The organism is Peribacillus sp. ACCC06369, assembly GCF_030348945.1.
Lineage (GTDB): Bacteria > Bacillota > Bacilli > Bacillales > DSM-1321 > Peribacillus.
Window position 1 is genome coordinate 2,609,346 of the sequence record NZ_JAUCEN010000002.1, and the last position, 26,471, is coordinate 2,635,816.

Annotated in this window: 21 protein-coding genes; 19 read left to right on the forward strand and 2 right to left on the reverse strand. The window is 39.1% G+C overall.

All coding sequences use genetic code 11. The features are described 5' to 3' along the window. Nucleotides 1-155: 155 nt before the first annotated feature. The 5 genes from QUF78_RS13575 (at nucleotide 156) to QUF78_RS13595 (ending at nucleotide 6,063) form a co-directional block, all read left to right on the forward strand. A complete protein-coding gene (locus tag QUF78_RS13575; RefSeq protein WP_289325054.1) occupies nucleotides 156-473 on the forward strand; it encodes a DUF3870 domain-containing protein in 318 nt (105 codons plus the stop codon). Between the two features lie 192 nt (nucleotides 474-665). After that, on the forward strand, nucleotides 666-1,826 hold the full coding sequence (locus tag QUF78_RS13580; RefSeq protein ID WP_289325055.1) for a DUF819 family protein: 1,161 nt from the start codon (nucleotides 666-668) through the stop codon (nucleotides 1,824-1,826). Nucleotides 1,827-1,841: 15 nt separating this feature from the next. Beyond that, nucleotides 1,842-2,924 (forward strand): dipeptide epimerase, encoded by a 1,083-nt coding sequence (locus tag QUF78_RS13585; RefSeq protein ID WP_289325056.1) that lies wholly within the window; start codon nucleotides 1,842-1,844, stop codon nucleotides 2,922-2,924. A 24-nt stretch (nucleotides 2,925-2,948) separates the two neighbouring features. Further along, the gene (locus QUF78_RS13590) at nucleotides 2,949-3,959 is read left to right on the forward strand and encodes a C40 family peptidase (protein ID WP_483313846.1); all 1,011 of its coding nucleotides are present in this window, start codon (nucleotides 2,949-2,951) and stop codon (nucleotides 3,957-3,959) included. A 304-nt stretch (nucleotides 3,960-4,263) separates the two neighbouring features. Next, nucleotides 4,264-6,063 (forward strand): S9 family peptidase, encoded by a 1,800-nt coding sequence (locus QUF78_RS13595; protein WP_289325057.1) that lies wholly within the window; start codon nucleotides 4,264-4,266, stop codon nucleotides 6,061-6,063. A gap of 63 nt (nucleotides 6,064-6,126) precedes the next feature. Here QUF78_RS13595 and QUF78_RS13600 read toward each other — a convergent pair whose 3' ends face one another. Continuing rightward, the gene (locus QUF78_RS13600) at nucleotides 6,127-6,891 is read right to left on the reverse strand and encodes a class I SAM-dependent methyltransferase (RefSeq protein ID WP_289325058.1); all 765 of its coding nucleotides are present in this window, start codon (nucleotides 6,889-6,891) and stop codon (nucleotides 6,127-6,129) included. 175 nt (nucleotides 6,892-7,066) lie between these two features. On the opposite strand from QUF78_RS13600, the gene QUF78_RS13605 reads away from it, so the two are divergent. Further along, nucleotides 7,067-7,327: a hypothetical protein gene (locus tag QUF78_RS13605; RefSeq protein ID WP_289325059.1), complete on the forward strand. Its 261-nt coding sequence runs from the start codon at nucleotides 7,067-7,069 to the stop codon at nucleotides 7,325-7,327. Between the two features lie 281 nt (nucleotides 7,328-7,608). Here the strand turns inward: QUF78_RS13605 and QUF78_RS13610 are convergent, their stop codons facing one another. Continuing rightward, nucleotides 7,609-8,268 carry a formylglycine-generating enzyme family protein gene (locus QUF78_RS13610; RefSeq protein ID WP_289327312.1) on the reverse strand — a complete coding sequence of 220 codons (660 nt, stop codon included), beginning with the start codon at nucleotides 8,266-8,268 and terminating at the stop codon, nucleotides 7,609-7,611. Nucleotides 8,269-8,691: 423 nt separating this feature from the next. Here QUF78_RS13610 and QUF78_RS13615 point away from each other — a divergent pair, with 423 nt between their 5' ends. The 13 genes from QUF78_RS13615 to QUF78_RS13675 all read left to right on the forward strand — a co-directional run bounded on the left by QUF78_RS13615 (nucleotide 8,692) and on the right by QUF78_RS13675 (nucleotide 26,449). Next, nucleotides 8,692-10,503 carry a sigma-54 interaction domain-containing protein gene (locus QUF78_RS13615; protein ID WP_289325060.1) on the forward strand — a complete coding sequence of 604 codons (1,812 nt, stop codon included), beginning with the start codon at nucleotides 8,692-8,694 and terminating at the stop codon, nucleotides 10,501-10,503. 152 nt (nucleotides 10,504-10,655) lie between these two features. Next, nucleotides 10,656-11,783, forward strand: a complete 1,128-nt coding sequence (locus QUF78_RS13620) for a tartrate dehydrogenase (RefSeq protein ID WP_289325061.1) — start codon at nucleotides 10,656-10,658, stop codon at nucleotides 11,781-11,783. After that, nucleotides 11,780-13,201: an aldehyde dehydrogenase family protein gene (locus QUF78_RS13625; RefSeq protein WP_289325062.1), complete on the forward strand. Its 1,422-nt coding sequence runs from the start codon at nucleotides 11,780-11,782 to the stop codon at nucleotides 13,199-13,201. Before QUF78_RS13620 ends, QUF78_RS13625 begins: the two co-directional genes overlap by 4 nt. Continuing rightward, nucleotides 13,198-13,968 (forward strand): SDR family NAD(P)-dependent oxidoreductase, encoded by a 771-nt coding sequence (locus QUF78_RS13630; protein WP_289325063.1) that lies wholly within the window; start codon nucleotides 13,198-13,200, stop codon nucleotides 13,966-13,968. Before QUF78_RS13625 ends, QUF78_RS13630 begins: the two co-directional genes overlap by 4 nt. A gap of 439 nt (nucleotides 13,969-14,407) precedes the next feature. Beyond that, on the forward strand, nucleotides 14,408-15,730 hold the full coding sequence (locus QUF78_RS13635; protein WP_289325064.1) for an MFS transporter: 1,323 nt from the start codon (nucleotides 14,408-14,410) through the stop codon (nucleotides 15,728-15,730). 433 nt (nucleotides 15,731-16,163) lie between these two features. Then, entirely contained in the window at nucleotides 16,164-17,594 is a 1,431-nt protein-coding gene (locus QUF78_RS13640; protein WP_289325065.1) for an amidohydrolase, read from the forward strand. Nucleotides 17,595-17,643: 49 nt separating this feature from the next. Next, nucleotides 17,644-19,218, forward strand: coding sequence for an ABC transporter substrate-binding protein (locus QUF78_RS13645; protein ID WP_289325066.1), 1,575 nt, complete (start codon nucleotides 17,644-17,646; stop codon nucleotides 19,216-19,218). A 72-nt stretch (nucleotides 19,219-19,290) separates the two neighbouring features. Then, nucleotides 19,291-20,241 (forward strand): ABC transporter permease, encoded by a 951-nt coding sequence (locus QUF78_RS13650; protein WP_289325067.1) that lies wholly within the window; start codon nucleotides 19,291-19,293, stop codon nucleotides 20,239-20,241. A 27-nt stretch (nucleotides 20,242-20,268) separates the two neighbouring features. After that, nucleotides 20,269-21,174 carry an ABC transporter permease gene (locus QUF78_RS13655; protein WP_289325068.1) on the forward strand — a complete coding sequence of 302 codons (906 nt, stop codon included), beginning with the start codon at nucleotides 20,269-20,271 and terminating at the stop codon, nucleotides 21,172-21,174. Nucleotides 21,175-21,205: 31 nt separating this feature from the next. After that, nucleotides 21,206-22,225, forward strand: a complete 1,020-nt coding sequence (locus QUF78_RS13660) for an ABC transporter ATP-binding protein (RefSeq protein ID WP_289325069.1) — start codon at nucleotides 21,206-21,208, stop codon at nucleotides 22,223-22,225. Next, nucleotides 22,170-23,189, forward strand: a complete 1,020-nt coding sequence (locus QUF78_RS13665) for an ABC transporter ATP-binding protein (RefSeq protein WP_289327313.1) — start codon at nucleotides 22,170-22,172, stop codon at nucleotides 23,187-23,189. The genes QUF78_RS13660 and QUF78_RS13665 overlap by 56 nt, the downstream gene beginning before the upstream one ends. An 89-nt stretch (nucleotides 23,190-23,278) precedes the next feature. Continuing rightward, nucleotides 23,279-24,907: an amidohydrolase gene (locus QUF78_RS13670; protein ID WP_289325070.1), complete on the forward strand. Its 1,629-nt coding sequence runs from the start codon at nucleotides 23,279-23,281 to the stop codon at nucleotides 24,905-24,907. A gap of 72 nt (nucleotides 24,908-24,979) precedes the next feature. Then, nucleotides 24,980-26,449, forward strand: a complete 1,470-nt coding sequence (locus QUF78_RS13675) for a M81 family metallopeptidase (RefSeq protein ID WP_289325071.1) — start codon at nucleotides 24,980-24,982, stop codon at nucleotides 26,447-26,449. The last annotated feature ends 22 nt before the right edge of the window (nucleotides 26,450-26,471 follow it).

Consider the following 26,471-nt stretch of genomic DNA (forward strand, 5'->3'; position numbering starts at 1 on the left):
GAAGGAATTGGTAATTAACTTAATATACTAAATATATTGTCAAATGCATGTTATATATATTAGAATATAAATAACCATTTCATATTGTAATAATATAGATAGTCACCCTATTTATACCTGTTATGATGTCTGTAATGGCAGGAGGCACAAATATAATGTTTCATCAGAATACAGTATATATCGTTGGCGAATCGAAGGCGGCTTCTAATAACCCAATTACGCAGCAATTCAACTGCTTTTTTATCGGGTTCGTCATTGATAATGATACACATGAAATAGTGGATGTGGAATGCTCGACTACGATATCGCTTACATCGCGGTTCATTCATTCCATGTTAGTAGGTAAATCCATACTTCAACCCGATGAATTGGAGAAAGTAATTGAGAAACGGTACTTTGGTTCATCTCAGAAAGCACTGACCGTCGCTCTAAGAAATGCGAGCATTAAATATCAACAACTTTATAATTTATAGCTGCTTCTTTTGTTATTCGCAATTGAAATCCAGCTGTTAAAGAGTGTATACGCGCTCTTTGGCAGCTGGATTTTTTTATGTGGGGCTATGTTAGACTCTGTCGAATTTGAATTCTTCTTATTGGCTTTTTACTGAAGTTGAAAATCACATTTTAGTTTAACGGAACCCCCTAAATACAAGGAGGAATGGGAAATGATTCAGGATGGTGTGATGTTTGTCTGTTTTTTATTGGCATTTACTGCCGTTATTGCAGTAGCGGAAAAAAAGATAGGAGGAAAGTTCTTCAAGTATGTACCTGGTATTGTCCTAATTTATATTGGAGCTGCTTTGATGAAAACTTTTGGGGTCTTTTCAGACAGTGAGTCAGTCGAAAGTGCATATGGCACCATACGGGGACTCCTGCTTCCTGCCATGCTGATGCTCATGCTTTTGCAATGCGATATGCGTAAAATAATCAGACTTGGACCAAAGATGCTTTTAACTTTTTTTGCCGCTTCATTCAGCATCATTGGAGGGTTCACCCTTACTTACGTTTTAATGAATGGCTTTTATGCGGAAGGAACATGGAAGGCATTCTCGGCTTTAAGCGCCAGCTGGACGGGGGGATCTGCCAATATGGTGATCTTACAAGGAATACTCGATGTTCCTGAAAATATTTTTGGTTATGCGTTGATCATGGATACAGTCAATTATTCCATTTGGGTCATGTTCTTGTTTTGGCTGGTGCCTCTTGCTAAAAAATTCAATATTTGGACTAAAGCGGATACATCGTTCATTGATCAAATGACTTCCGAGCTTGAAGCGGGGGAAACCACAAAAACGGAATTTGGATTTGTGGAATTGATCGGTTTCCTGGCGCTGGCTTTAATTGTATCAGCAGGGGCAACCAAAATGGGGGAAAGGCTGCCAGTACTGGGTGCCGCAGTGAATGCGACCACTTGGACGATCATCATTGCATCGACAATAGGTTTAATTCTGGCTGTCACAAAGGTTGGCCGTATTGCCGGTTCCATGGAAATTTCCAAAGTCATGCTTTATATAGTCATTGGTTTAATTGCTTCCCATGCCGATTTTTCACAGCTGTTTCAGGCGCCTGTGTATATTTTATCCGGATTTATGATTCTATTCTTTCATGGGTTGATCATGGTCATTTTAGCTAAAATCTTTAAGTTGGATCTATTCACTATGGGAGTTGCCTCATTGGCGAATATAGGAGGGGTGGCATCAGCCCCAATATTGGCTGGTGCATTCAACCGTGCCCTAATACCGTTCGGAATTTTGATGGCTGTACTTGGCAGTCTTCTGGGTACCTATTTTGGAATTCTTACATCATATATACTCTCAAGCTTTTAAGGAAGGGTTGTTAATATGAAGATTGAAAGTTTACAAGTATCAGTGGAAACTTTGCCACTTGTCAAGCCGTTCAAGACTGCATTACGTACAGCTATGGAAATTGAAAATATCATGGTTTCCGTGAGGTTGGAGGATGGAACGGAAGGTTTGGGAGCTGCAGCCCCCACGGTTGCCATCACAGGTGATTCTACAAAAGGAATCATGACTGTCATTGAAGAAGTGATCACGCCACATCTAATCGGCCGCGACATCGAGAATATCAATGCATTGTCTCAACTAATCCAACGATCCTGTGTAGGCAACACAAGTGCAAAAGCTGCTGTTGAAATAGCTTTATATGACGCAGTCAGCAAACGATGGCGGCTTCCTTTATATCAATATCTGGGTGGTAAATCGAATGTCCTGAAAAATGATATGACAATCAGCGTGGATGAACCTGAAGAAATGGCAAAGGCGGCATTGTCCCTCATCGATGGCGGATTCTCAACAATGAAGATAAAGCTGGGGAAAGAGTGGAAGAGTGACGTGGAGCGGGTTGCCTGCATTCGTGCTGCTGTTGGCGACCAGGTCATTATCAGGATTGACGCAAATCAAGGGTGGACAACAAAACAAGCGATTTCCATCATTCATGAACTCGAGGAAAGAAAGCTGAACGTTGATTTGGTGGAACAGCCAGTGCAAGCCCATGATATCGAAGGATTGAAAGAAATAAAGAGGTCTGTCCAAGTGCCGATAATGGCAGATGAAAGTTTGTTTTCCCCTCGTGATGCCATGAGACTCCTGAATGAACATGCTGTTGATTTCCTTAATATTAAATTAATGAAAACAGGAGGAATTCGACGGGCACTTCAAATCGCGGATATGTCAGAAGCAGCAGGGGTGGAATGCATGATCGGCAGTATGATGGAATCATCCGTGAGCGTAGCCGCCGCTGCACATCTGGCAACCGCTCATCCAAATATAACGAAAATCGATTTAGATGCACCATTATGGATTAAGAATGAACCATTTGAAGGCATTGAATTTAGGAAAGATCAACTCCTCATTGCCGATAAACCTGGACTCGGAGTCAAGAGGAAATCCTCTTTTACTCAATAAAACTATTTTGAAAGGGTGATTATTTTGATTAGACGAAAAAGGTTAACCGTTTTAGTGCTATCTTTCTTTGCGCTCAGTATTTTAGTATTAAATCCCAACGAAACCGGCGCAAGTGAAAAGGAGAGAATGGCCTATGTGGATGTAACTGCTGCAACTCTTTGGACGGAGCCGGGTCTATTAAGGGAATTGGATGCCCCTTCAGCATCGAACCCCGTTGATTTGAATGCATGGATCAAATCCATGAATTATGAAGACAAACTGTGGCTTGTGGGTAACCTGGAGACACAAGCGTTATATGGTTCTAAAGTGACCATTCTAGAAGAACGGGGTGAATGGGTGAAAGTAGCTGCTGCCAATCAGCCTACACCCCGTAATGAAGCAGGTTATCCAGGCTGGATGCCGAAGGGGCAATTGAAATTAGGAAAATCCTTCGAGAAGCAGTTCAAAAGAGGATTTGCCCTTGTAAATGCTCCAAAGACTTGGCTTTATTCGGATTCGAAACATCGGTCGAAATTCATGGAGATCAGCTTCAATACACGGCTTCCGTTATTACAGGTGAAAAAGGATAAAGTGAAGGTGATGACACCAAGCAATGGAGCAAAATGGATAGAAAAGAAAGACGTGTCCGTCTACCAAGACGAAAGTCAAATTCCAGTTCCAACCGGTAAGGACATCGTAGAAACAGGAAAGGGATTTTTAGGGCTTCCTTACCTATGGGCTGGAATGTCCGGTTTTGGATTTGATTGCTCTGGTTTTACCTATACGATGTACCATGCTAATGGAATAACGATTCCAAGGGACTCCTCCATTCAGGCGCAACATGGTAAAAAGGTGGAACCAGAAGATCTTCAACCAGGTGATTTACTATTTTTTGCCCATGATAAAGGGAAAGGAAGGGTCCATCATGTGGGAATGTATATTGGCGACGGCAAAATGATCCATTCGCCAAACAGCTCAACACATGTAAGGATAGATGAAATAAAAACATCGGGATATGGAGAGGAATATGCCGGAGCAAGAAGGTATATCGAATGATTCTTAAAAAGCTTAAGAGCACAGTGCTCTTAGGCTTTTTTCGTATTTGGACAAGCCCTTCTTTCATTTAATAGGATGACAAAGCGATACCCCGATGTCTTTAGACTTAAGGCTAAAGTCATCGGAACAATCGTTTATTCTTAATAAGAGGCATATAAAAACACTCATATAACGTTTATACCAAAATTATAACTTAAAATTCTCTATTTCCATAGGAAGACGAATTACATATATCAACAAGGAAAAATATGGTACAATTAATTACAGAATTTTCATTATATAATAAAAATAAGGGGTTGCCATGATGATCACTTTTCCCAAACCTGATGTTGAGCAATTTTTACGAACTTTTTCCATTACTGATTTTGTAGTAAGTCCAAATGAAAAACATCTGGTCTTCAGTACGAATTTGAGTGGCAAGTATAATTTATGGGGAATGGATTTGCCGAACTGCTTTCCTTATCCACTTACATCCATTGATCAAAGCTGCCATGAGCTGTTATTTGATAAACAGAGCCGGTTTATAATTGCTGGTTTCGATCAAGATGGTAACGAAAATACCCAGTTTTACGGAGTTCCCTTGAAGGGCGGGCAAATGAAGGAAATCGTCCACCATGAAAATACACGTAATTTCATGCCAATTCTATCGAATGATGGCAAAAAACTCTATTATACGACATCAAGGGGAAATCCTTCCTTTCTAAATTCCTATTGTTTAGATTTAGAATCAGGACAGGAAACACAGGTCTTGGAGGGGAAAAATGCAGCGACCTATATCCTTGGTTTTAGTCCCGATGAAAAAACCTTTCTTTATCACAAACACTATGCAAATACATATTCCCTTCTCTATGCAAAAAGCGGGCACGAACATGTCCTGCTCACGCCGCCTACCGAGAAACAACACACAGTGAATGATGGTGTTTTTGTTTCAAATTCGATGATATATTTATTAACTGATTATGATTCGGATTTTACCTATTTGGCTTCATACAACCTTGAAACAAACCGATTCATTAAAGTTAAAGAATTGGAGAATGAGAGTTTTACTGCGATGAAATATAGTAAAGAGAATCAACTATTATATGTAACCAGTCAAAAGGGTGTAGAGGATCAGTTATATGAATTCAATCTGCAAAATGAAGATTGGAGAAATATCCCTGTGCCATGCAGCGTCATTAATAAACTTGAGGTCGCTGCATCAGGCACGCTTTACTTATTCGGCATGAGCGCAACCAAGCCTCATAATATTTATAAAAGATCAGGTGACGAGTGGGTGTCATTAACTAAATATACGGTTCCTGGCGTCGATTCTAATGAATTGGTCGAACCGGACATCATTACATACCCATCCTTTGATGGCTTGGAGATCGAATCGTTATTTTTTAGGCCAAACAAGGAAAATGATAATGGTGAAGTCATTTTTTGGCCTCATGGAGGACCTCAAGCAGCTGAACGGAAATTCTTTAGAGCTTCATTTCAATTTTTCCTGAATCACGGTTACAGTATTTTTGCGCCAAACTTCCGGGGTTCTACTGGCTATGGGTTGGAATTCATGAAAATGGTAGAGGGAGATTGGGGAAATGGGCCACGACTTGATAATGTAGCCGGCCTTGATTGGCTGATTGAACAAGGACATGCACAAAAAGGGAACATTCTATTGATGGGTGGAAGCTTCGGCGGGTATATGGCACTGCTGCTACACGGACGCCATGCGGATTATTTTAAGGCCGTTGTCGATATTTTCGGGCCATCCAACCTATTCTCATTTATCAATTCTGTTCCAGAAGACTGGAAGCCCGTTATGGATCAGTGGGTAGGAAATCCGGAAAAAGATAAGGAAAAACTAATCGAGTATTCGCCTATCACCTATTTGGAATCCATGATAAAACCAATGCTTGTCATTCAAGGAGCAAACGATCCCCGTGTCGTCAAAGAGGAATCAGATCAAATCGTTCAAGCATTGATGGACAAGGGAAGAGATGTCGAGTATATGCTTCTAACAGATGAAGGACATGGTTTTTCCAAAAAGGAAAATGAAATTGCCGTCTATCGAAAAATACTCTCATTCTTAAATCGATTCGCTGGAGTGACGGAGAAGGGATAACCCGCATCAAAATATTTTATTTATTTACAATTGAATTGGAAACCCTGCTCATCACTTTCACTTTCAAAGTGATGAGCAGGGTTTTTCATGTTGGAGAGCTGGATGTTCTTTTTTGGATGATTTACTTGCTCTGTATACTCTATATCCGAGGCTGTTTCCATAAGATAAAATGAGGCGGTAATGTTCGTCCATGACTCGTTCCAAGGATTCATTCAAAGGCTGAAGGGGGCTACTTGATGCTGAAGAATTCAATAATCCCTCTAATACGGTACTCGATCTCAAGATTTTTAGATCTGTAAATCCGTTTTGTTGGAAGGCCTTTAACCATTCGGATTGCGTCAATACTTCTCTTAAATTATAAAAGTTCATGATTTCTTTTTTTGAGGCAGAATCAAGGCTGGTTTCTGCTGTCATATCAATGGATAACAAAGTTCCTTCTAGTTTAAGGACCCTATAAAATTCACGGAGTGATTTTTGTATATCAGTGAATGCAGTCGTAGATTCGGCTATGATAAAATCAAAAGAATTATTGTCAAAAGGCAGTTCTTCTATTGAAGACTTATATAGGTCAATGCTTAAGTTAGCTTGTTGGAATCTTTTTTTTGCATGTTTCACCATCTCAGGGTGATTATCAAGCGCCGATACTTGGCAAAGAAACGTTTTTGCCAAATAAGATGAGGTTTGCCCTGTCCCGCATCCGGCATCAAGGATTATTGACGTATGATCGATTTTTTCATTTTTCAAGAGTTGCTTAGTCAGTTCAAATCCACCAGGGTGTGCCCCTTCAATTCCAAATATGGCTAGTGCGTCTTGGTATGAATGGTTCATGGCTTAATCTCCTTTAGTACATGTATAAAAGTATTTTATGCTTTGGTTTCAAAGAGTGTTTTACCATTGACAAGGAATATGGGAAAGACTTTTAAAGGATTGGTGGGTATTTAATCCATGCAGGCTAGTCCCCGAATGCATACGATGTAGAATCGACTAACAAGGGGAGTGCAAAATGGGATATCATAATTATTATCACAAATGCAGGCAAGGTGTTGGAAGACCGGTTGAAATTCGGACAAGTAGAGGTACCGTACATCGGGGAATCATACACCGGGTTACGCCAAACCGTGTATATATTCGTCCATTTGACGGTAGCGGAAACTTTGGGGGTTTTGGTTATGGAGGTTTTAATGCAGGATATGGTTGGGGTGCCGCAAATGGATTTGCCTTTGGTGCAATTGCATCTTTAGTCTTTCTCGCATTTCTCTGGTAATCGAATGATGAAAATAAAAAAACCTGAAAAATTATCAGGTTTTTTATTTTGTACCCATTGGAACCGTTACAAAAAATGGAGATAAATATGGATGGATGTACGACTAGGATACATGTAAGAAAGGTCATTTTTCTGGATTTTAATCTTTAATGCGACTCATTTTGGAATGGACCCAGTTCTATTTTTGTTACATCACAAATACATACAGCTGATCTCTCTGTTTTCCCTCTGTTATCCGCAAGAAAAACTGTGAAGCCTTGAATGAAGTTGGTTTACTGAAGCTAAAAAGAACGGGCAAGACGGAATCCAAGGTCGTCTATGCAAAATGTCGGATGGCTGCGCCGACGACATGAAACTCCACAACCCCTGGCATCCTCAGCCCAGCTACCTCCTCGAAAAATACGGTAAGTGCCGTACACTTGTTCATCATATAAATCCCAACACCATTCCCAAACATTCCCTAACATATCATGCAGGCCCCATGGATTTGGTTCCTTTGTTCCTACTTCATGGATTATGCCCCCTGAATTTTCGTTATACCAGGCAATCTTATTCAGCTCTCCGTATCTATAACCAGCAGTCCCGGCTTTACATGCATATTGCCATTCTGCTTCTGAAGGAAGTCGAAAACCGTTTGATTCCCAATCACAAACAATGTTTTCACCATTAATAGAATAACACTCTCCCAGTCCAGCTTTCTGTGAAAGTAGATTACAAAAAGAAATTGCATCATTCCAAGAAATATTCACAACAGGTTTTAAATCTCGATCAAAAGAATTAGGTGATTTATTTGTAATAGCATAGTAGAGATCCGTAGTAACAGGATAACGGGCAAGAAGGAACGGGCTTATTTCAGCTTTCCATTTGCTTTTTATTCTATCGTCCCTTAATTCTATTTCTCCCCCTGGAATTTTCACCATTGGATAGTCAATGTAATTCATTATTTCCTTTGACAATCTACCTTCCTCCAAATGATCATAATTTTACAAATTTTACCACAATCAGAACCGTTACATCAATACAAATATTATGTTTGCTTTTGCAGATAACTTCCAGGGAGTTAAATAAAAAACCGTTTTTGGTTCCAAACAGAGTACATTTAGACTCAAAAACTACTTGAATAAAAACAAAAATGTCATTAGCCTTAAGCTTTATTCTTAAAAGAAGCGATATTTTTTCATTTCAGTCTTCTTAATGGAGAAGAAAAGCAAACATGAAAACCTTTGAAATATATAGTTGGACATGAAGCAGAATGCCATATATTGTATGTAAGTGTATAATTGTAATGAAAATGATGGGTTGATTCCCAAATCTGTGTAACAAGGAGAAGTGTAATGATTGCTTTATATAAAATGAGTGACTCATTGGAAAATCAAATTGGAAAGCTGTTTCAAGGAGTAGGATACAAAACGGCTCGTTTTTATTCTGTGAATGCTTTGTTAGAGCAGATTATGAACCCGATGGTCATTATAACGCCGGCTATCTACCAAAAAGAATTAGAAGCTCTTCAAGTTCCAATACTACCGCTTTCCATTCGTCTGGATGATATTGAGAGAACGAAAGAAAAAAAAGGTCTAATGAATGATTCTAGCAAAAAATGTTGTGTTGTTGCATCAGATGAAGAAATTGAATGGCTAAAAAAAGAATTTGATGAGAATCCACGAATCCCATTACATTTTGTAAGTAAAGAAGAGTTTTTTTCAGCTGGTATACAGCCTGATACGGTGTATGTAGCTCCAGTTTGGATGAAAGATTTACTCACTCTTTCACATACAGGAACCGTACATCTTATCAACCCCTCCCTATCTTCTTTGATTTCTACTATACAAATGGCAATTTCCATAGACAAATTAACTGCAAGCATGGCCATGGAAAGGTATCAGGTAGAAGCTATTGTTAAATCTGCTCACGATGGAGTTGTGGCAGTAGACCATGAGGGAAGAATTACAGTAGCTAACGAACATGCGAAAAAATTATTAGGTCTACAAGATGGAGTTAAAGGACATAAGATTACGGAATTTATCCCTCAATCCGATTTGATGCGCATTCTTGCAACCGGAAAAATTGAAATGGGGGATATTGCAACAGTCATGGGGAGGCAAATTGTCATAAACCGATTCCCTGTGATTGTAAAAGGTAAAATAGTCGGGGTAGTTTCAAGTTTTAAAGAAATCACTAATATTCAAAAAATGGAGCTTAAACTTAGAAAGATGTTACATCAAAGCGGACTCGAAGCAAAACATAGACTGAGTGATATAGTTGGCAGATCCTCGGAATTGGTAAAGGCTAAAGATTTAGCCCAAAGATTTGCTCAAACTGATGCAACTGTATTAATTACAGGTGAATCTGGAACTGGCAAAGAATTATTCGCACAAGGTATTCATTTGGCAAGTCCACGTGTACTAGGTCCTTTTGTTGCTGTAAACTGTTCTGCATTACCAGAAAGCCTGTTGGAAAGTGAATTATTCGGCTATGAAGAGGGTGCATTTACAGGGGCGAATAAGGGAGGAAAAGCAGGTCTATTTGAACTTGCACACGGTGGCACTTTATTTTTAGATGAAATCGGTGAAATGCCTCTTCATATCCAAGCTCTATTATTGCGTGTTCTTCAGGAAAGAACAGTGCGAAGGGTCGGGGGCGATCGTGTTGTGCCAGTAGATGTTCGAATCATTGCTGCAACAAATCGAAAATTAGAGGAAGAAATTAGAGAAAAAAGGTTTCGAACGGACTTATATTACCGAATTAACGTTTTGAATGTTGAGTTACCACCATTGCGCGATCGATTAATCGATATTCCTGACCTATTGGGGGCAACTGTTAATCAATTCAACGAAAAACGCGAAACGCAAATCGTAAGTATTGACCAAGAGGTATACACATTATTTAAGACATATGACTGGCCAGGAAATATAAGGGAGCTCAGAAATATAGTTGAACGAATGGTACTGCTTGAAGAGGGTACAACCTTAACGGTCCATAGCGGCGGATTCCTTTTACAAAAGCTTAATAGGAACAAAAACCAGAAAGATCTTTCTGATTTAAGCATTAAAGTGAATGAACGAGAACTGATTGAGGCGGCACTAAAAAAATATTTCAATAATAAAACTAGAACCGCACAAGCACTTGGAGTAGACCGATCTACGTTATGGAGAAAACTAAAAGAATATAATCTATAGTGTTTCAAATTTCAACATATTGTTGTGATTTAAAACACTTATCGAAGGATTGTAAAATAAAAAGCACTTTTTTTATTTGATATATCTGAATTTTCAGTGTTTTTATTTTATTGGCACGGTTTTTGCAAGATATGAAATTGTAGCACATTATTATGAAACATAATGAGGTGAAGAAATTGCAAAAACACTTTTCCATCGCAATTATTCCTGGGGACGGAATTGGTCCAGAGGTAGTTAATGAAGGGTTGAAAGTTCTAAAAGTGCTTGAAGAAGTACATTCAGGTGTAAGATTTTTTTACGATTTCTATGATTGGAATTGTCAGTATTATCTAAAACATGGAAGGATGATGCCAGTAAATGGATTAAATTTATTGGAGGATTACGACACGATTTTATTTGGAGCCGTTGGAGCTCCTACTGTTCCAGATCATGTTTCGGTATGGGAACTTATTCTTCCAATTCGCAGACATTTTCAGCAATATGTTAACTTGAGGCCGATCAAACTGCTTAAAGGGTTGGAAAGCCCATTGAGATATAAATCACATGATGATTTGGACTTTGTCGTAATTAGAGAAAATACAGAAGGGGAGTATTCGAATATAGGTGGTCGCCTTCACGAAGGCACACCATATGAAACGGCGATACAAAACAGTGTATTTACCCGCTATGGTAGCGAAAGGATTCTCAAATATGCCTATTCAGTGGCTGAAAGTAGGGCAAAGAAAAGGCTGACGGTTGCAACAAAGTCCAATGCGATTAATCATACCATGCCATTTTGGGATGAAATAGTTAAAGAAATTGGAAATGAGTACCCACAGATAGATGTTCAACTCTATCATATAGATGCACTTGCTGCTTATTTCATCTCAAAGCCTGAAAGTTTTGATGTCGTAGCGGGAAGCAATCTGTTTGGAGATATTTTAACAGATTTAGGAGCTGCAATAGTTGGGGGACTGGGGTTGGCACCTTCTGGAAACATCAATCCTGAAAGGAAATATCCTTCGATGTTTGAACCAATACACGGCTCAGCACCAGATATTGCAGGAAAAGGTATTGCCAATCCAATTGCACAAATTTGGAGCATTAGTCTCATGATGGACCACCTTAGACTTCCTGAATTAGGAAAATTGGTGTTGAGTGCCATAGAAGAAGTGTTATTCGAAGGTGAAATCAGAACTCCTGATCTCGGAGGAACGGCTAATACCATGGAAATGGGAGATGCAATTGTTTCAAAAATACGGGAAATGAGTTTAAAAACCAATTTGGGGGAGAAAAAATGATTATTAAAGACTATCATTTATCTATTGGTGGACAGCAAGTACCTACAGAAGAGACGATTCCTGTATACAACAAATTTACAGGTGAAGTATTAACTCATATTGCTAAGGCAGAAAAGCAACATGTTTATAATGCCATAACAGAGGCACAAAAATGCTTTAAACAAGATAAATTAACTGCATTTCAAAGGTATCGAATTTTATTGAAAGCTTCAGAGTTGTTCCAAGAACGTAGAGAAGAATTTGAGATCACCTTGGTGAGAGAAGTAGGTAAGACAATTAAAGATGCCAAAGGTGAAATGGATCGCACAATTGAAACTTTGCGCTTGTCCGCGGAAGAAGCAAAAAGAATTACTGGTGAAATGATTCCGTTACAGGCCGTCGAAGGAGCGGATAATCGATTGGGGTTCACAATCCGTGTCCCTAAAGGAGTCATTGGAGCCATCACTCCGTTTAATTACCCATTATTGTTAGCGATACATAAAATCGCCCCAGCACTAGCATCAGGAAATACAGTAGTAGTCAAACCAGCACCAAACACACCTGTGACCACGTTTCAATTAGTAGAACTGTTTGAAGAGGCTGGAATGCCAAAAGGATATGTAAATGTGGTAAATGGTGGCGCTGAAGTGGGTGAATGGCTTTTACAGGATGAACGGATCGCCATGTATTCTTTCACTGGATCAGCAGGAGTTGGAAAATATATTAAAGAGAAAAGTGGAATGCGCCCAGTAGCGTTGGAGCTAGGGAACAATTCACCCAACATTATTCATTTTGATGCTGATTTGGACCAAGCGGCCAAGCTTACGGCCTCCCGTAGCTTTCACAATGCAGGGCAAGCCTGTATATCTGTTCAGCGTTTATATGTGCATAATTCTGTATTGGATGATTTTACAGAAAAGTATCTTTCATATGTTCAACAACTTAAAGTTGGGAATCCGGAAGAACCGGACACGGATATAGGTCCAATGATTAATGAAAAAGAGGCGATTCGCGTAGAACAGTGGGTCAAAGAGGCTATCTCAGAAGGTGCTGTTTCGCTTACGCCGATTCGTAGGGAGGGTTCACTATTTTATCCAGCTGTTTTAACTCAAACAACACCGAAAATGAAAGTTGTTTGTCAGGAAGTGTTCGCACCGGTAGTGGCGATAATCCCTTACGAGGATTTTTTGGAAGCATTAGAGTCGGCCAATCAATCGGATTATGGTCTTCAAGCAGGCATTTTTACACGAGATCTGGCTTTAGCTTTAAAGGCAGTCAAGGTGCTGGAATATGGTGGAGTAATCGTGAATGACGTATCAACCTACCGCAACGATATGATGCCATATGGTGGAGTTAAGAATAGTGGAATTGGCAAGGAAGGCCCAAGATATACGATTGAAGAAATGACAGATGAAAAAATGGTGGTGATTAACTTATGATTGAGGAATTATTACAGGGGAAAACAGCCATTGTAACGGGAGCAGGGTCAGGTATGGGGAAAGCCATTGCACAATTATTCGTTGAACAAAAAGCAAATGTAATCTTCGCAGACTTGAATATCGAGGCAGCTAAAGCAGCAAGCGATTCGTTTCCTAGCGAAAATGTAAAGGCCGTTCAAGTCGATGTTTCTAATAACGAAGACGTGGCTGCACTGTTCCAGGAAGTGGAGGGTGTTTTTGGAAGATTAGACATAGTAGTAAATTGTGCTGGTGTACCTCAGGTCTTCACAGAGGTGGAGGATTTAAGTATTGAACAATGGGATCGGATTATGGACGTTAATACGAAATCTATCTTCTTAACTACCAAGTATGCAGCTCCAATCATGAAAAAACAGCAAAGCGGTTCGATAATAAATATTGCTTCGATTGCAGGGGTTCGAGCCCGTCCTGGTTTAAATGCATACTGCGCCTCAAAAGGGGCTGCAATTATGCTTACAAAAGCATTGGCATTGGAGTTAGCCCCATATAAAATTCGTGTGAATGCCATTAACCCAGGCCCTGCTGATACACCGATGATCAATCAATTTTTGAACGGGGACGGGACACTGATGGAAGAAGATAAGAAAAAAATCTTTTTGGATAGTGTTCCGTTAGGTTCCCTTATACAGCCAGAGGATATTGCGCAAGCTTCCCTTTATCTCGCTTCCGACTTAGCAAAAATTGTAACTGGAGAGATACTCAATGTAGATGGAGGCCGGGGAATTTAATCAGTGAACGGGACGAAAACATAGATAACAAGACTCATTTATTTTAGTGAACTTTGAAAGCATACGATTTAGCGAAAGTACTTTAAGCAATATCGTATGCTTTCAAAAAAATATAAATGTTCATTAGTGGCCTTTAATGTTGAGACTTATGATTTTGCCATAATACTTAAAAAGAACTACTCCAATCGTGTTTTTTATTTCACCAGTATTTATAGCCTTTGATACCCTCGTTAGAGCAGTCCCAGTCTAGCTTTTCATAAGAGCAAATCTATCTGACACACTAATTGCAGTTTTGCGCCAGAATTCCTGTTTACTTTGAATAAACCTTTAACTCGGTTATTGCCCTGAGTTCATTAGTAAAATTGGAGGTAATAAAAAGAACGAACTATTCTTTTATTCTCCAAAGTTCACAAAAATTTTCCAAAGAGGGGTTAGTAAAATGCCTAAATCTGGATTAGAAGCACGTACGATAAAAAAGGTATCCAGAAGAATTATTCCTTATATTTTTGTGTTATATATCATTGCGTTTTTAGACAGAGTAAACATTGGCTATGCTGCTCTAGAAATGAATAAAGATCTCGGGTTAACAGCATCCACTTTGGGGTTGATTTCCGGTATTTTCTTTATTGGATACTTTCTATTTGAAGTACCCAGTAATATGCTAATGCATCGTATAGGAGCGAGAAAATGGATTGGGCGAATAATGATTACATGGGGTATTGTTGTAATTTTAACAGCCTGGGTCCAAAATGCGAATCATTTGTATATACTCCGTTTTTTACTGGGAGTTGCCGAAGCTGGATTTTTCCCAGGCGTTTTACTTTATATTACGTATTGGTTCCGAGGAAAAGAAAGAGCTCGTGCAGTAGCCCTTTTTATGACAGCCTTGACAGTGTCCAATATAATTGGAGCACCCGTAAGCACGTGGATAATCGATAATATTAATTGGGGTGGAATGGCTGGCTGGCGCTGGATATTTGTACTGGAAGGAATTCCTGCTGTCATTTTAGGTATTACGACAATTTTTTATTTAACGGATCGTCCTGAACAAGCAAAGTGGCTTACAAAGGAAGAGAAGGAGTGGCTCATTTCCGAAATTGAAAAAGAAAATCAAGGAAAAGAAATAGGTAAACACTCTAGTCTGAAAAATATATTTGGGAGTACTAGAATTTGGAGATTGTCGTTTATTTACCTTACGTTAGTCACTGGTTTGTATGGAATAGGGTTTTGGATGCCAACCATTATCAAATCCTTTTCGAATATATTAACAAATACTCAAGTCGGTTTGATTACAATGATTCCTTATATTTTTGGAGGAATAGCAATGGTTTGGTGGGCACGACGATCTGATCGCACTGGTGAAAGAAAAATGCATGCAGCTATTCCACCGCTTGTGGGTGCCATTGGCCTTATGGGGTGTGGATTAACTACGGATCCTATACTATCCATTATTATGATGTCTGTTGCAACTGTTGGTATCTACAGTATTTTTGGACCATTTTGGGCTATTCCTTCATTATTCCTTACTGAATTAGAAGCTGCTGTAGGAATAGCACTCATTAGTTCCATTGGTAATTTAGGTGGCTTTATCGGCCCATATGTAATTGGTTATGTACAGGATTCTACAGGTAGTGTAGAGATGGGATTATATTTTATTAGTATAGTCTTATTCATCTGCTTTTTACTCGTCTTTACAATTAAGAAAGAACTGGTTACTTCTGCTTCAGTTCAGCCCCAATCAAATAAACTTGATATAAGGTAAAGAGAAACGATAGTGCAGAACAAGATATCGAATTGAAAATAGATATATACCAATTAATAAGAGGGAGTCTATAAAGAGAACCCCTAATTTCATATAAGTTGGAGTAAGGTTATGAAATTAGAGCTATATCATTATTTTTTTTACTAAATCTATTTTTTGACTGCGAAATATGCTGCTTCGTTCACTAAAAAGCGACAGTGCATACACGACTTTACCTATCTTCATATCTTGCACGAATAGACAAAGAAGAAATTTTTTATGTAGATAGTGGACGAGGTAGGTAAAAATGAACGAGACAAGAATTTTGTATTTTCCTTAAGTTTTTTCCGTTTTTTCCTAAAACAATATCAAACAATGTTAAACCTTTCATGGAAAGAAAAAAAACCTTACCTCTTTTGTGTGTTCATAGAAATTTGAATAAAGGAGGAAATTCATGAGTAGCGACCTCGAAATGAAGAAAAGCGAGGATTTAGTAATGGATTCGATCAATCAAATGGGCTCTGAATTGATCGAAGCTTCCAAGAAAATTTGGGATTTTGCTGAACTTGGTCTTAAAGAATACCGGTCTTCGAGATTATTAGCAAAGTTACTCGAAAAGCAGGGTTTTTCTATTGAAATGGGTGTTGCGGGTATGCCTACCGCATTTGTCGCAACATGGGGTGGTGGAAAACCCGTTATTGGTATTTTAGGAGAATATGATGCCCTTCCTGGTCTTTCACAAAAAGTATCCGGTGTAAAAGATCCCGTTGAAAAAGGAGGTAATGGACATGGGTGCGGGCACAACATCTTCGGTGTCGCAGGTGTAGGCGCTGCTGTAGCTGCTAAAAAAGCAATGGAAGCCGATGGTATAAAAGGCACGATTAAATTCTTTGGATGTCCTGCGGAAGAAATCTTGGTTGGCAAGGTGTACATGGTTCGTGCAGGTATATTCAAAGATACTGATGTATGTTTAACCTGGCATCCCGGTTCATTAAATACTCTTTGGAGCAGCAGTTCTTTAGCCATGAATTCTGTGAAGTTTAATTTTCACGGTAAAGCTTCGCATGCAGCTACTAATCCTGAATCTGGAAGAAGTGCTTTGAAAGCTGTTCAGTTGATGGATACGGGCGTTCAATTTCTAAGAGAACATCTCATTGATGGGGCAAGAATTCACTCTACCATTACAGATGGTGGTCATGAACCCAATGTTGTACCCGACAGAGCACAAATTTGGTATTACATCCGCGCCCCTTATAGACAGGATGTTGATGATATGTATGATCGCATTGTAAAGATTGCTAAGGGTGCCTCTCTAATGACGGAAACCGATTATGAGGTTCAGTTTCAGACTGGTTGCTATAACATGCTTCCTAATAAAGTATTAGGTCAAGTTTTACTGAAAAATATGAAAAAAGTCGGTCCCCCGCCATTTGATGAAAAAGATAAGGCTTTGGCTGAGGAGTTAGTCCTTTCTTCTACACCAGGTACAAAAGAGACTGTTGTAAGAGTATCAGGTGCACCCCTTGAGTTAGTAAAGTTTATCTTAAATGACACGATAGTTGAACCTTACGATGAAGGTGATATTTTAGCTGGTTCAACAGATGTGGCGGATGTTTCATGGAATGTTCCGACTGCCCAATTCAATACAGCTTGTGCACCTATTGGCACGCCGTTCCACTCTTGGCAATTTACTGCTTCAGTAGGTTCTGGTATCGGACAAAAAGGAATGCTAATGGCTTCTAAAATATTAGGATTAAGCGTCATTGATTTAATGAAAAATGAGAATCTACTGGAAGTTGCAAAAGAAGAATTTGAGAAAGAATTTGAAACCAAAGGTAAATACAGAACTCCACTTCCAGAAGGAATAAACCCTCCACTAAATTAGTAAGAAATCTATCTTTATAAATAATGAATTATAAAAAGGGGGAAAGAAAATGTTTGAAAAGAAAAATCTTATCATTTCGATAGTCATGTTGATTTGTGCTCTCGCCCTTAGTGGATGCAGTTCGAAGTCAGATAATTCAAATAATGGCAGTTCATCTGCATCTAAGCCAGGAGGTTCATTAAAAGTAGCTTATCCAGCGCAGCCGACATCACTTGATCCACACCTGACGACAGCTAATGCAACACGCGACCCAGCAAGGCATATTTTTGAGACACTAGTCACTTTAAATTCTAAATTTGAAGTTACTCCAATGCTTGCTGAATCCTATGAGGTTAGTAAAGATAGAAAAAAAGTTACATTTGTATTGAGAAAAGGCGTTAAATTCCATAATGGAAAAGAAATGAAGGCGGAGGATGTCATTGCTTCCATGACAAAATGGCAAGAAGGGGCCGTTGCAAAGGCAAATCTAGGAAATTCTAAGTGGGAAGCCGAAGATGAATATACGGTTATCCTTCATGTCGAAACACCATCTATCGTTCTATTACCAGTGCTGGCAGAAGTGGGGCAATTCGCGGCCATCATGCCAAAAGAGGTTATAGAATCGGCTGATACGAGTGGTATCACAGAATATATCGGAACAGGTCCTTTTAAGTTTGTAGAGTGGAAACAAAATCAATACGTTCATTTAAAGAAATTTGATGATTATCAGGCTTCATCCCAACCTGCAGACGGTTTAGCTGGTAAAAAGGAAGCTCTTGTAGATGACATATATTTTCACTTCGTCACTGATAACTCGACTCGAGTAGCTGGAATGATTAGTGGAGAATATGACTTGAGCGTAATGATGCCATGGGACGCAGCACCACAATTTGAAAATGTATCAAGTCTCGAAACCATTCAAGCGCCTCTGGGAATTCACACTCTAATTTTTAATAAACAAAATGGATTCCTGAAAAATGTTAAAGCTCGCCAAGCGGTGAATTTAGCAATTGATAAAAAAGAGGTCTTAACAGCAGCTGTAACTGATGGCTATTTTAGACTGGACCCTGGATATATGCTAAAAGAGCAAGGCTTATGGTACACGGATACAGGGAAAGAAATTTATGAGGCTAAAGATACTGAAAAGGCCAAACAATTGCTGAAGGAAGCTGGGTATAATGGGGAAGAATTAAGAATCCTGACCAGCCGTGACTATTCACAACATTATAATTCGGCCGTGGCAGTTCAACAACAACTTCAGAAAATCGGTATGAACGTAAAGCTGGACGTGGTGGATTGGTCTACTCTATTAGATCGTAGAAATAAGCCTGATCAATGGGAAATGTTTTTTACAAGCTGGCCTGTTAGCGCAACCCCTCTCCAATATCCATTCCTGGATTCTAGAGCAAAGTTTGCAGGCTGGACGAATAACCCAGAAATAGACAAACTATTGAATCAAATTAAAGCTCAGTCTTCCCAGGATAAAGCTAAAGAAACTTTTAGTGAATTGCAAAGAGTAATTTGGGAAGATATGCCTGTTGTTAATATTGGTGCTTATGATTCCATATCCGTAAAAGCGAATAAAGTCAAAGGATATCAAGAATTCCTTGGACCTGTTTTATGGAATACGACCGCTAAAGAATAAAAATTAATTGTTTAGATTCCCCTTCATACGTTTTACATTATGAAGGGGTTAATTGTAGAAAGGAGATTTTTGATGAAAGCCTATATTCTACAGCGAGTCTTATCTCTCATTCCGGTTCTATTAACTGTAGCTATTGTAGTCTTTTTCATTATGCATTTAATACCAGGAGATCCGGCATCAGTAATGCTTGGGGCAGATGCAACTGAAGATGACATTGATAGATTACGAGAAGAACTCGGTTTAAATCTACCTATGTACGAACAATTTTTCAATTGGGTCTTTGGCCTTCTTCAAGGCGACTTGGGAATGTCTATTTATATGAAGGAACCAGTATTACAGGTATTTATGAATCACTTAGGTCCCACACTTTCATTAGCGATATTGGCACAGGGGATTTCTATACTTATAGCTATCCCTATGGGAATTATTGCGGCAAAAAAACGGGGAACGAGCACAGACCAAATTTTCATGGTGGGTTCTTTGTTGGGAATTTCCTTGCCAAGCTTTCTCCTTGCATTATTATTATCTTTATTTTTCGCAGTGAAACTCCAATGGTTTCCGGTAGCTGGATATAAACCACTTGATGATGGACTATTGGCGCACCTTGAATATCTTATACTGCCTGCCTTGTCTCTTGGGGCCATACAAGCGGCTTTGATTGCGCGGATGACAAGGGCCTCTATGTTAGAGGTACTAAGCATGAATTACATTAAAACCGCAAAATCAAAAGGTGTAAAAGAAAAATTCATCATTTATAAACATGCATTGAGAAATGCTTTTATCCCTATTCTGACTGTCGTTGGACAAACCTTTGGGACATTGGTAGCGGGAGCAGTAATAACAGAAACGGTTTTTAATATACCTGGACTCGGTCAACTTATCATGAACTCAATAGTGCAGCGAGATTACGAGGTACTCCAAGGAACTGTTCTGCTGGTTTCCGCCGCTTATGTATTCATTAATTTAATAGTAGATTTACTGTACGGTGTGGTTGATCCAAGGGTACGGTTAAGTCGGAAATAAAGAAATGAATTGAAGGGGAAATGATTTATGGAAGCAAAAACAATAATTGAAAAAACAGACCCATTGTATTCAAAAAATCATATGAAGAAACAACGTCAATCTATACTTCTGCGCAGGTATTTTTCAAACCGGCTTGTAGTTACAGGAAGTGTGATTATCTTGACTCTCAGTTTAATTTCTATTTTCGCACCTTTGATCACCGTATATACACCATATGACATGATAGTAACAGCTCGTCTGAGCCCACCAAGTGCTGAGCATTTTTTTGGAACAGATAACTTTGGCAGGGATTTATTTAGCCGGGTAGTTTATGGCACCCGGGTATCCATGACCGTCGGACTTACAGTAGCTGCGATAACACTAGTAATTGGAGCAGTAATTGGTTTGTACTCAGCTTATTATAGGACCTTGGATCATATCCTGATGAGGATATGTGATGGCTTAATGGCATTTCCTGCAATTCTATTGGCCATTGCACTCATGGCTGCATTAGGGCCGAATATAATTAATGTCATTCTTTCGTTATCTATTGTAAATACACCTACTGTCGCACGTGTCGTTCGTTCAGCTGCCATTGTAGTCAAAGAACAAACCTTTATAGAAGCTTTGAGGTCACAAGGGGCCAGTTCATGGCGAATTATCTGGCTTCATATTGCTCCAAACACTATGTCTCCTCTGATTGTTCAAATCACCTATGTTTTTGGAGTTTCTGTCATAATCGAAGCATCACTCAGCTTTTTGGGAGCTGGTATTCCTGCTCCATCACCAAGTCTAGGAAACATTTTATTTGATGGTAAAATCGTAATTTTTAATGCTTGGTGGATGACAGTTTTCCCAGGTGCATTCATTATTCTATCCGTTTTGGGATTGAATCTCTTCGGTGATGGACTACGTGATTTACTCGATCCGCATACTAATAAAGTAAAGAAATAATAATAACACGGTATTAATGAGGAGGACGTTTATGGATAAAGAATGTTTATTAGAGGTCAAAAACCTCAAAACGACGTTCATGACAGAAAAGGGACCTGTTACCGCAGTTAAAGGGGTTTCATTCGAGGTATATTCAGGAGAGACCCTAGGGATTGTTGGAGAGTCGGGATGCGGAAAAAGTGTAACCTCGGAATCTATTTTACGATTGTTAAATGAAAACACGACTAAATATGAAGGAGAGCTAATCTATAAGGGCAGAAACTTGCTATCCTTGAGGGAGGATCAAATGAGACACATTCGCGGAAACGAAATATCTATGATATTTCAAGATCCGATGACTTCTCTTAATCCTGTATATACAATTGGCTATCAAATTGCAGAATCTTACGTCATTCATCAAAAGCTTGGAAAAGAAGAAGCATTTACCCGAGCTATAGAAATGCTCAAATTAACAGGAATTCCTTCTCCAGAAAAAAGGGTGAATGAGTATCCGCATGAATTATCAGGAGGAATGAGACAGAGGGTAATGATTGCAATGGCATTGGCGTGTAATCCTAATCTACTAATTGCTGATGAGCCCACGACCGCTTTAGACGTCACTATTCAAGCACAAATATTGGACTTGATTCAAGGTTTGAAGAAGGAACTAAACATGGGAGTCATGTTGATAACACATGACTTGGGAGTAGTTGCTGAGGTCTGTACACGTGTAGTCGTTATGTATCTAGGCCAAATAATCGAAGAAGCTGAAGTAGGATCTTTATTCTCGGAACCCTTACATCCCTACACCAAAGGATTGCTAAAATCCGTTCCACGTTTGGATGGGGACCGTTCTAAAAACATGCATGTGATTGAAGGGATGGTCCCGTCTCTTAATAATATTCCCAAAGGGTGTCGCTTTGCTCCAAGATGTTCGTATTCTACAAGCCTGTGTGAAGAAAAACCACCTGAATTAAAAGAGATTGAAGATGGACATAAAGTGCGCTGTTGGCATTATGAAACAGTATTACAAGAGGGGAGGCGAAAAGGTATTGCAGACGCTGTCAGATGAAAGAGCTCCGATTTTACAGGTCAAGAACTTAAGGAAGCATTTCCCTATATATACTCCTCTTGGCCGAGTGAAAGGGCATGTTAAAGCGGTAAATAATGTAGAGTTTACCTTAAATGAACGAGAAACGCTTGGGCTTGTAGGTGAATCGGGTTGTGGGAAAAGTACAACAGGAAGAACTATCATGCGTTTAACGGAACCTACAGAGGGTCAAGCCATATATAAGGAAAGCGACCTATTTAAGTTAAAAGGGAAGGAAATCGATCAAATTAGGCAAGAAATACAAATGGTGTTTCAAGATCCGCATTCTTCTTTAGACCCAAAGCAAACCATTGGGCATGCAATTGAAGAGCCTATGAAGATACATAAAATGGGGTCAAAGAAAGAGCGTATGGAAAGAACCTTGGACTTACTTCATAAAGTCGGACTTAGAGAAGACCAATATTACCGTTACCCCCATGAATTTTCAGGAGGGCAAAGACAGAGGATTGGGATTGCTAGAGCACTAGCGGTAAACCCTAATATTGTAATTTGTGATGAACCAGTGTCCGCTCTCGATGTATCCATTCAGTCGCAGGTGATAAACTTGTTGCAGGAATTGCAAGATAACTTAAATCTTTCTTACCTCTTTATTGCCCATGATTTAAGTGTAGTTCGACATATAGCTGATAACATTGGTGTTATGTATTTGGGACATATGGTAGAGCGGGCTTCAACAGATGAACTATTTTCTCATCCATTGCATCCGTATACTCAAGCATTATTGTCCGCCGTTCCAATTCCCGATCCTAAATTAAAAAAAGAACGGATTATTTTAAAAGGGGATGTACCGTCGCCTCTTAATCCCCCATCGGGATGCATTTTTCATACGAGATGTCCCCATGTAATGGATCGTTGCAAAGTTATATCTCCGGCTCTTACAAAAAAAGGGGCCAATCACTTTGTAGCCTGTCATTTATATGAATAATTTATTAAATTAGTCTAATTAACTATTATTATCCCAAACTGACTTTTCTTTTTTATAAAGAAGAACCTAATTGATAACGAGGTGTATTGATGTTTGCAGATCTAGTGCTTGTTAATGGTCAAGTTATTACATCAAACATGGAATATGACGTCAATGAAGCTGTTGCGGTTACTGATAACCAAATTGTAATGGTGGGTACGAATGAAGAAGTGAAACGATTGATTGGATCTCAAACGGAGGTAGTGGATTTAGCAGGTAGAAGTTTAGTGCCAGGCTTTATTGACTCTCACCTTCATATTACTTTATATGGTACAAATAAATTAGGGGTAAGCTGCAAGGAACCCACTATCGAATCTTTACATGACGTCTTAAAAGAAATTGAAAAAAAAGTAAATGAAACACCAATTGGAAAGTGGGTACGTGCATGGGGATTCAATCAAACCAAAATATCAGAAAATAGATATCCTTCTAGAAAAGAATTGGATCTTATTTCTAGCAATCACCCGATCATTCTCCGGCGTGCCTGTGGTCACATTTCCGTGGTAAATAGCAAGGCGTTGGAGTTAGCAGGAATTGATGAGCATACCACAGATCCCGAAGGTGGAATAGTAGTCCGAGATGAGGAAGGAGTTCCTACAGGCGTTTTAATAGAAAATGCTCAAATGCCTTTTTACGAATTGGCTGATTTTACACATGAAGAGCTTCTGCAAGGATTAATGATGGCATCTAATGACTTTACCGCTTCTGGCATAACAAGCATTCACGATGCAGGTGTCTCTAGCCCGGAAAACTTTAGGGTGATGCAGGAGGCGGTTCGTAACGGAAAGATTCAGGTTAGGGTTTATGCAATTGTCTCGACAATCAATAAGTCAGAAGAATTTGTTGACAAGATGATAAAAGCTGGAATTTCAACAGGCCTGGGAGATGAGAAATTTAAAATTGGCCCAGCTAAGGTATTTACTGATGGAAGTAGTAGCGGTCCAACTGCTGCAATGAGGGAACCTTACACTGATGATTCAGAAAATTCCGGCATATTGTACTTTAGCCAGGAGGAACTTAACCGGATTCTCGGGGAGGCTCATGAAAAAGGGTTTCAAATCACAGCTCATGCTCAAGGAGACCGGGCTATTGAAATGATGCTTAACTGTATTGACGAGGCATTGAAAAAACATCCTAGGAAGAATCACCGCCATCGGATCGAACATGCAGGAATTACAATGCCTGATTTAGTTGAACGGATGAGGCAATTAGAAGTTATTCCTATTCCGAATCCTGCTTTCTTCCTTGAATACGGTGATGGCTACATGAAAAGTTACGGAGAACGAGTCAATCATATGTATCCAGTTCGTGATTTCCTTGATAAGGGGATAATAGCGGCTGGAGGTTCCGACAGTCCGGTCACATCGTTTAGTCCTCTTCTGGGAATTCATGGAGCAGTTAATAGGAAGAGTTCAACAGGGCAGATTGTAGGAGGAAACCAGCGAATAGGAGTATTAGAGGCAATCAAGCTGTTTACATGGAATGGAGCATATGCCAGTTTTGAAGAGAATATAAAAGGAAGCATAGAAATAGGAAAGTTAGCAGATTTGGTTGTATTAAACGGTGCAATTCTTGATGTACCTACTGATCAAATTAAAGATATGCAAGTGGATTATACAATTATAGGCGGTAAAGTTGTATTCCAAAAGGAAAGCAATAATATACTTTCCAAATCCTAACTAAGATCAAGATAACAATTCAAATAGAGATAGATGAAGTAAATGTTCCTTAAATAGGAAGGATGAAAGGAATTGAGAATAGGCATAGGCCATATTATGCATGAAACTAATACGTTTTCCTCAGTAAAAACAACTGAAGAATCATTCAAAGAGATTCTTTGGGCAAGAAACGAGGAGATGTTACGATGCCATGAAGGTGTAAAGGATTATATTGGTGGAATGATTGATAAAGGAAGGGAATTAGGGGTGGACCTTATTCCAAGTTTTTCTGCATTTGCCAATCCAGCTGGTACGATAACTAAAGAATGTTTTGAAACATTGAAAAGGGAGTTAGTAACAAATATACAAGTTAAAGGGAACTTGGATGCTATTTGCCTCGCTTTACATGGCGCTGGTGTCGTGGATGGAATTGATGATTTAGAAGGTGAATTACTAAGTGAGTTAAGAAAGATACTAGGCTATGAAACTCCCATAGTCGTCACTTTGGATTTACATGGAAACCTTTCTGAAACTATGGTAAAAGAAGCAAATTTGCTACTAGGTGTTAAGTATTATCCGCATATTGATTGTTATGAAACAGGATTAAAGGCTATGGATTTAACAGTGAAAATACTTAAGGGAGAAATCAACCCTGTTATGGTAATGAAAAAACTGCCAATCTTAATACCAATAGCCGCTGGTACAACGGATTTGTCTCCTGCAAAAGATATTACTCAATTATGTCTAGACATGGAAGAACAAACAGAAGTGATTGATTGTACCTTCTTTCATGGATTTCCATATACAGACATTCCAGATGTTTCGGCAACAGTCATAACGATTACTGATGGAAATGATGAAATAGCGCAAACTGTCTGCAAGGAAGTGGCCAAGGATATATGGGCTATGAGAGCAAAGTTTTTACGGGAACTTCCTGATCCTAAAAATGGGATACTCCAAGCGCTATCTATTGGAGAAAGTCCAATTATCATTAATGAATCTTCTGATAATCCCGGGGCTGGCGCACCAGGGGACGGGACTTATTTACTGAGGGAAATGTTAGAGTTCAATATTCCCAAATCATGCTTTGGGTTTATTTATGATCCAGAAGTAGCAAACCTAGCTCATCAGGCAGGGGTAGGTGAGAAAATTGATGTATCTATTGGGGGGAAAACTGATTCCCTACATGGAGAACCAATTGCTCTAACTTCTGCCTATATAAAAGCATTGACGGATGGTAGATTTACCACCTCATCACCAATGATGAAAGGATTTGAATTTAATCTAGGAAAATCAGTTCGGTTACAGGTTAGGAATGTAGATATTATAGTTTGTTCCGTAAATTGGCAGTCGTTAGACGAACAAATCTTTTTGTTACATGGAATTGATGTAACTGAATATAAGATTGTCGCTTTAAAATCAGCACAGCATTTCCGTGCTGGCTTTAAGCACATTGCTAAAAAGATTATCTCTGTAGATTCACCAGGATTAAGCACGAGTAAAGTAGCTAGCTTTAATTATCAAAGAATTATTAGACCGATCTATCCGTTAGATTGCAATTAATTATGAGTCTCGTGTACCCATA

Coding starts and splice junctions, on each gene's coding strand:
- QUF78_RS13575 (WP_289325054.1), top strand. CDS start 156: ATGTTTCATCAGAATACAGTATATATCGTTGGCGAATCGAAGGCGGCT.
- QUF78_RS13580 (WP_289325055.1), top strand. CDS start 666: ATGATTCAGGATGGTGTGATGTTTGTCTGTTTTTTATTGGCATTTACT.
- QUF78_RS13585 (WP_289325056.1), top strand. CDS start 1,842: ATGAAGATTGAAAGTTTACAAGTATCAGTGGAAACTTTGCCACTTGTC.
- QUF78_RS13595 (WP_289325057.1), top strand. CDS start 4,264: ATGATCACTTTTCCCAAACCTGATGTTGAGCAATTTTTACGAACTTTT.
- QUF78_RS13600 (WP_289325058.1), bottom strand. CDS start 6,891: ATGAACCATTCATACCAAGACGCACTAGCCATATTTGGAATTGAAGGG.
- QUF78_RS13605 (WP_289325059.1), top strand. CDS start 7,067: ATGGGATATCATAATTATTATCACAAATGCAGGCAAGGTGTTGGAAGA.
- QUF78_RS13610 (WP_289327312.1), bottom strand. CDS start 8,268: ATGAATTACATTGACTATCCAATGGTGAAAATTCCAGGGGGAGAAATA.
- QUF78_RS13620 (WP_289325061.1), top strand. CDS start 10,656: ATGAAACATAATGAGGTGAAGAAATTGCAAAAACACTTTTCCATCGCA.
- QUF78_RS13625 (WP_289325062.1), top strand. CDS start 11,780: ATGATTATTAAAGACTATCATTTATCTATTGGTGGACAGCAAGTACCT.
- QUF78_RS13630 (WP_289325063.1), top strand. CDS start 13,198: ATGATTGAGGAATTATTACAGGGGAAAACAGCCATTGTAACGGGAGCA.
- QUF78_RS13635 (WP_289325064.1), top strand. CDS start 14,408: ATGCCTAAATCTGGATTAGAAGCACGTACGATAAAAAAGGTATCCAGA.
- QUF78_RS13640 (WP_289325065.1), top strand. CDS start 16,164: ATGAGTAGCGACCTCGAAATGAAGAAAAGCGAGGATTTAGTAATGGAT.
- QUF78_RS13645 (WP_289325066.1), top strand. CDS start 17,644: ATGTTTGAAAAGAAAAATCTTATCATTTCGATAGTCATGTTGATTTGT.
- QUF78_RS13650 (WP_289325067.1), top strand. CDS start 19,291: ATGAAAGCCTATATTCTACAGCGAGTCTTATCTCTCATTCCGGTTCTA.
- QUF78_RS13655 (WP_289325068.1), top strand. CDS start 20,269: ATGGAAGCAAAAACAATAATTGAAAAAACAGACCCATTGTATTCAAAA.
- QUF78_RS13660 (WP_289325069.1), top strand. CDS start 21,206: ATGGATAAAGAATGTTTATTAGAGGTCAAAAACCTCAAAACGACGTTC.
- QUF78_RS13665 (WP_289327313.1), top strand. CDS start 22,170: ATGAAACAGTATTACAAGAGGGGAGGCGAAAAGGTATTGCAGACGCTG.
- QUF78_RS13670 (WP_289325070.1), top strand. CDS start 23,279: ATGTTTGCAGATCTAGTGCTTGTTAATGGTCAAGTTATTACATCAAAC.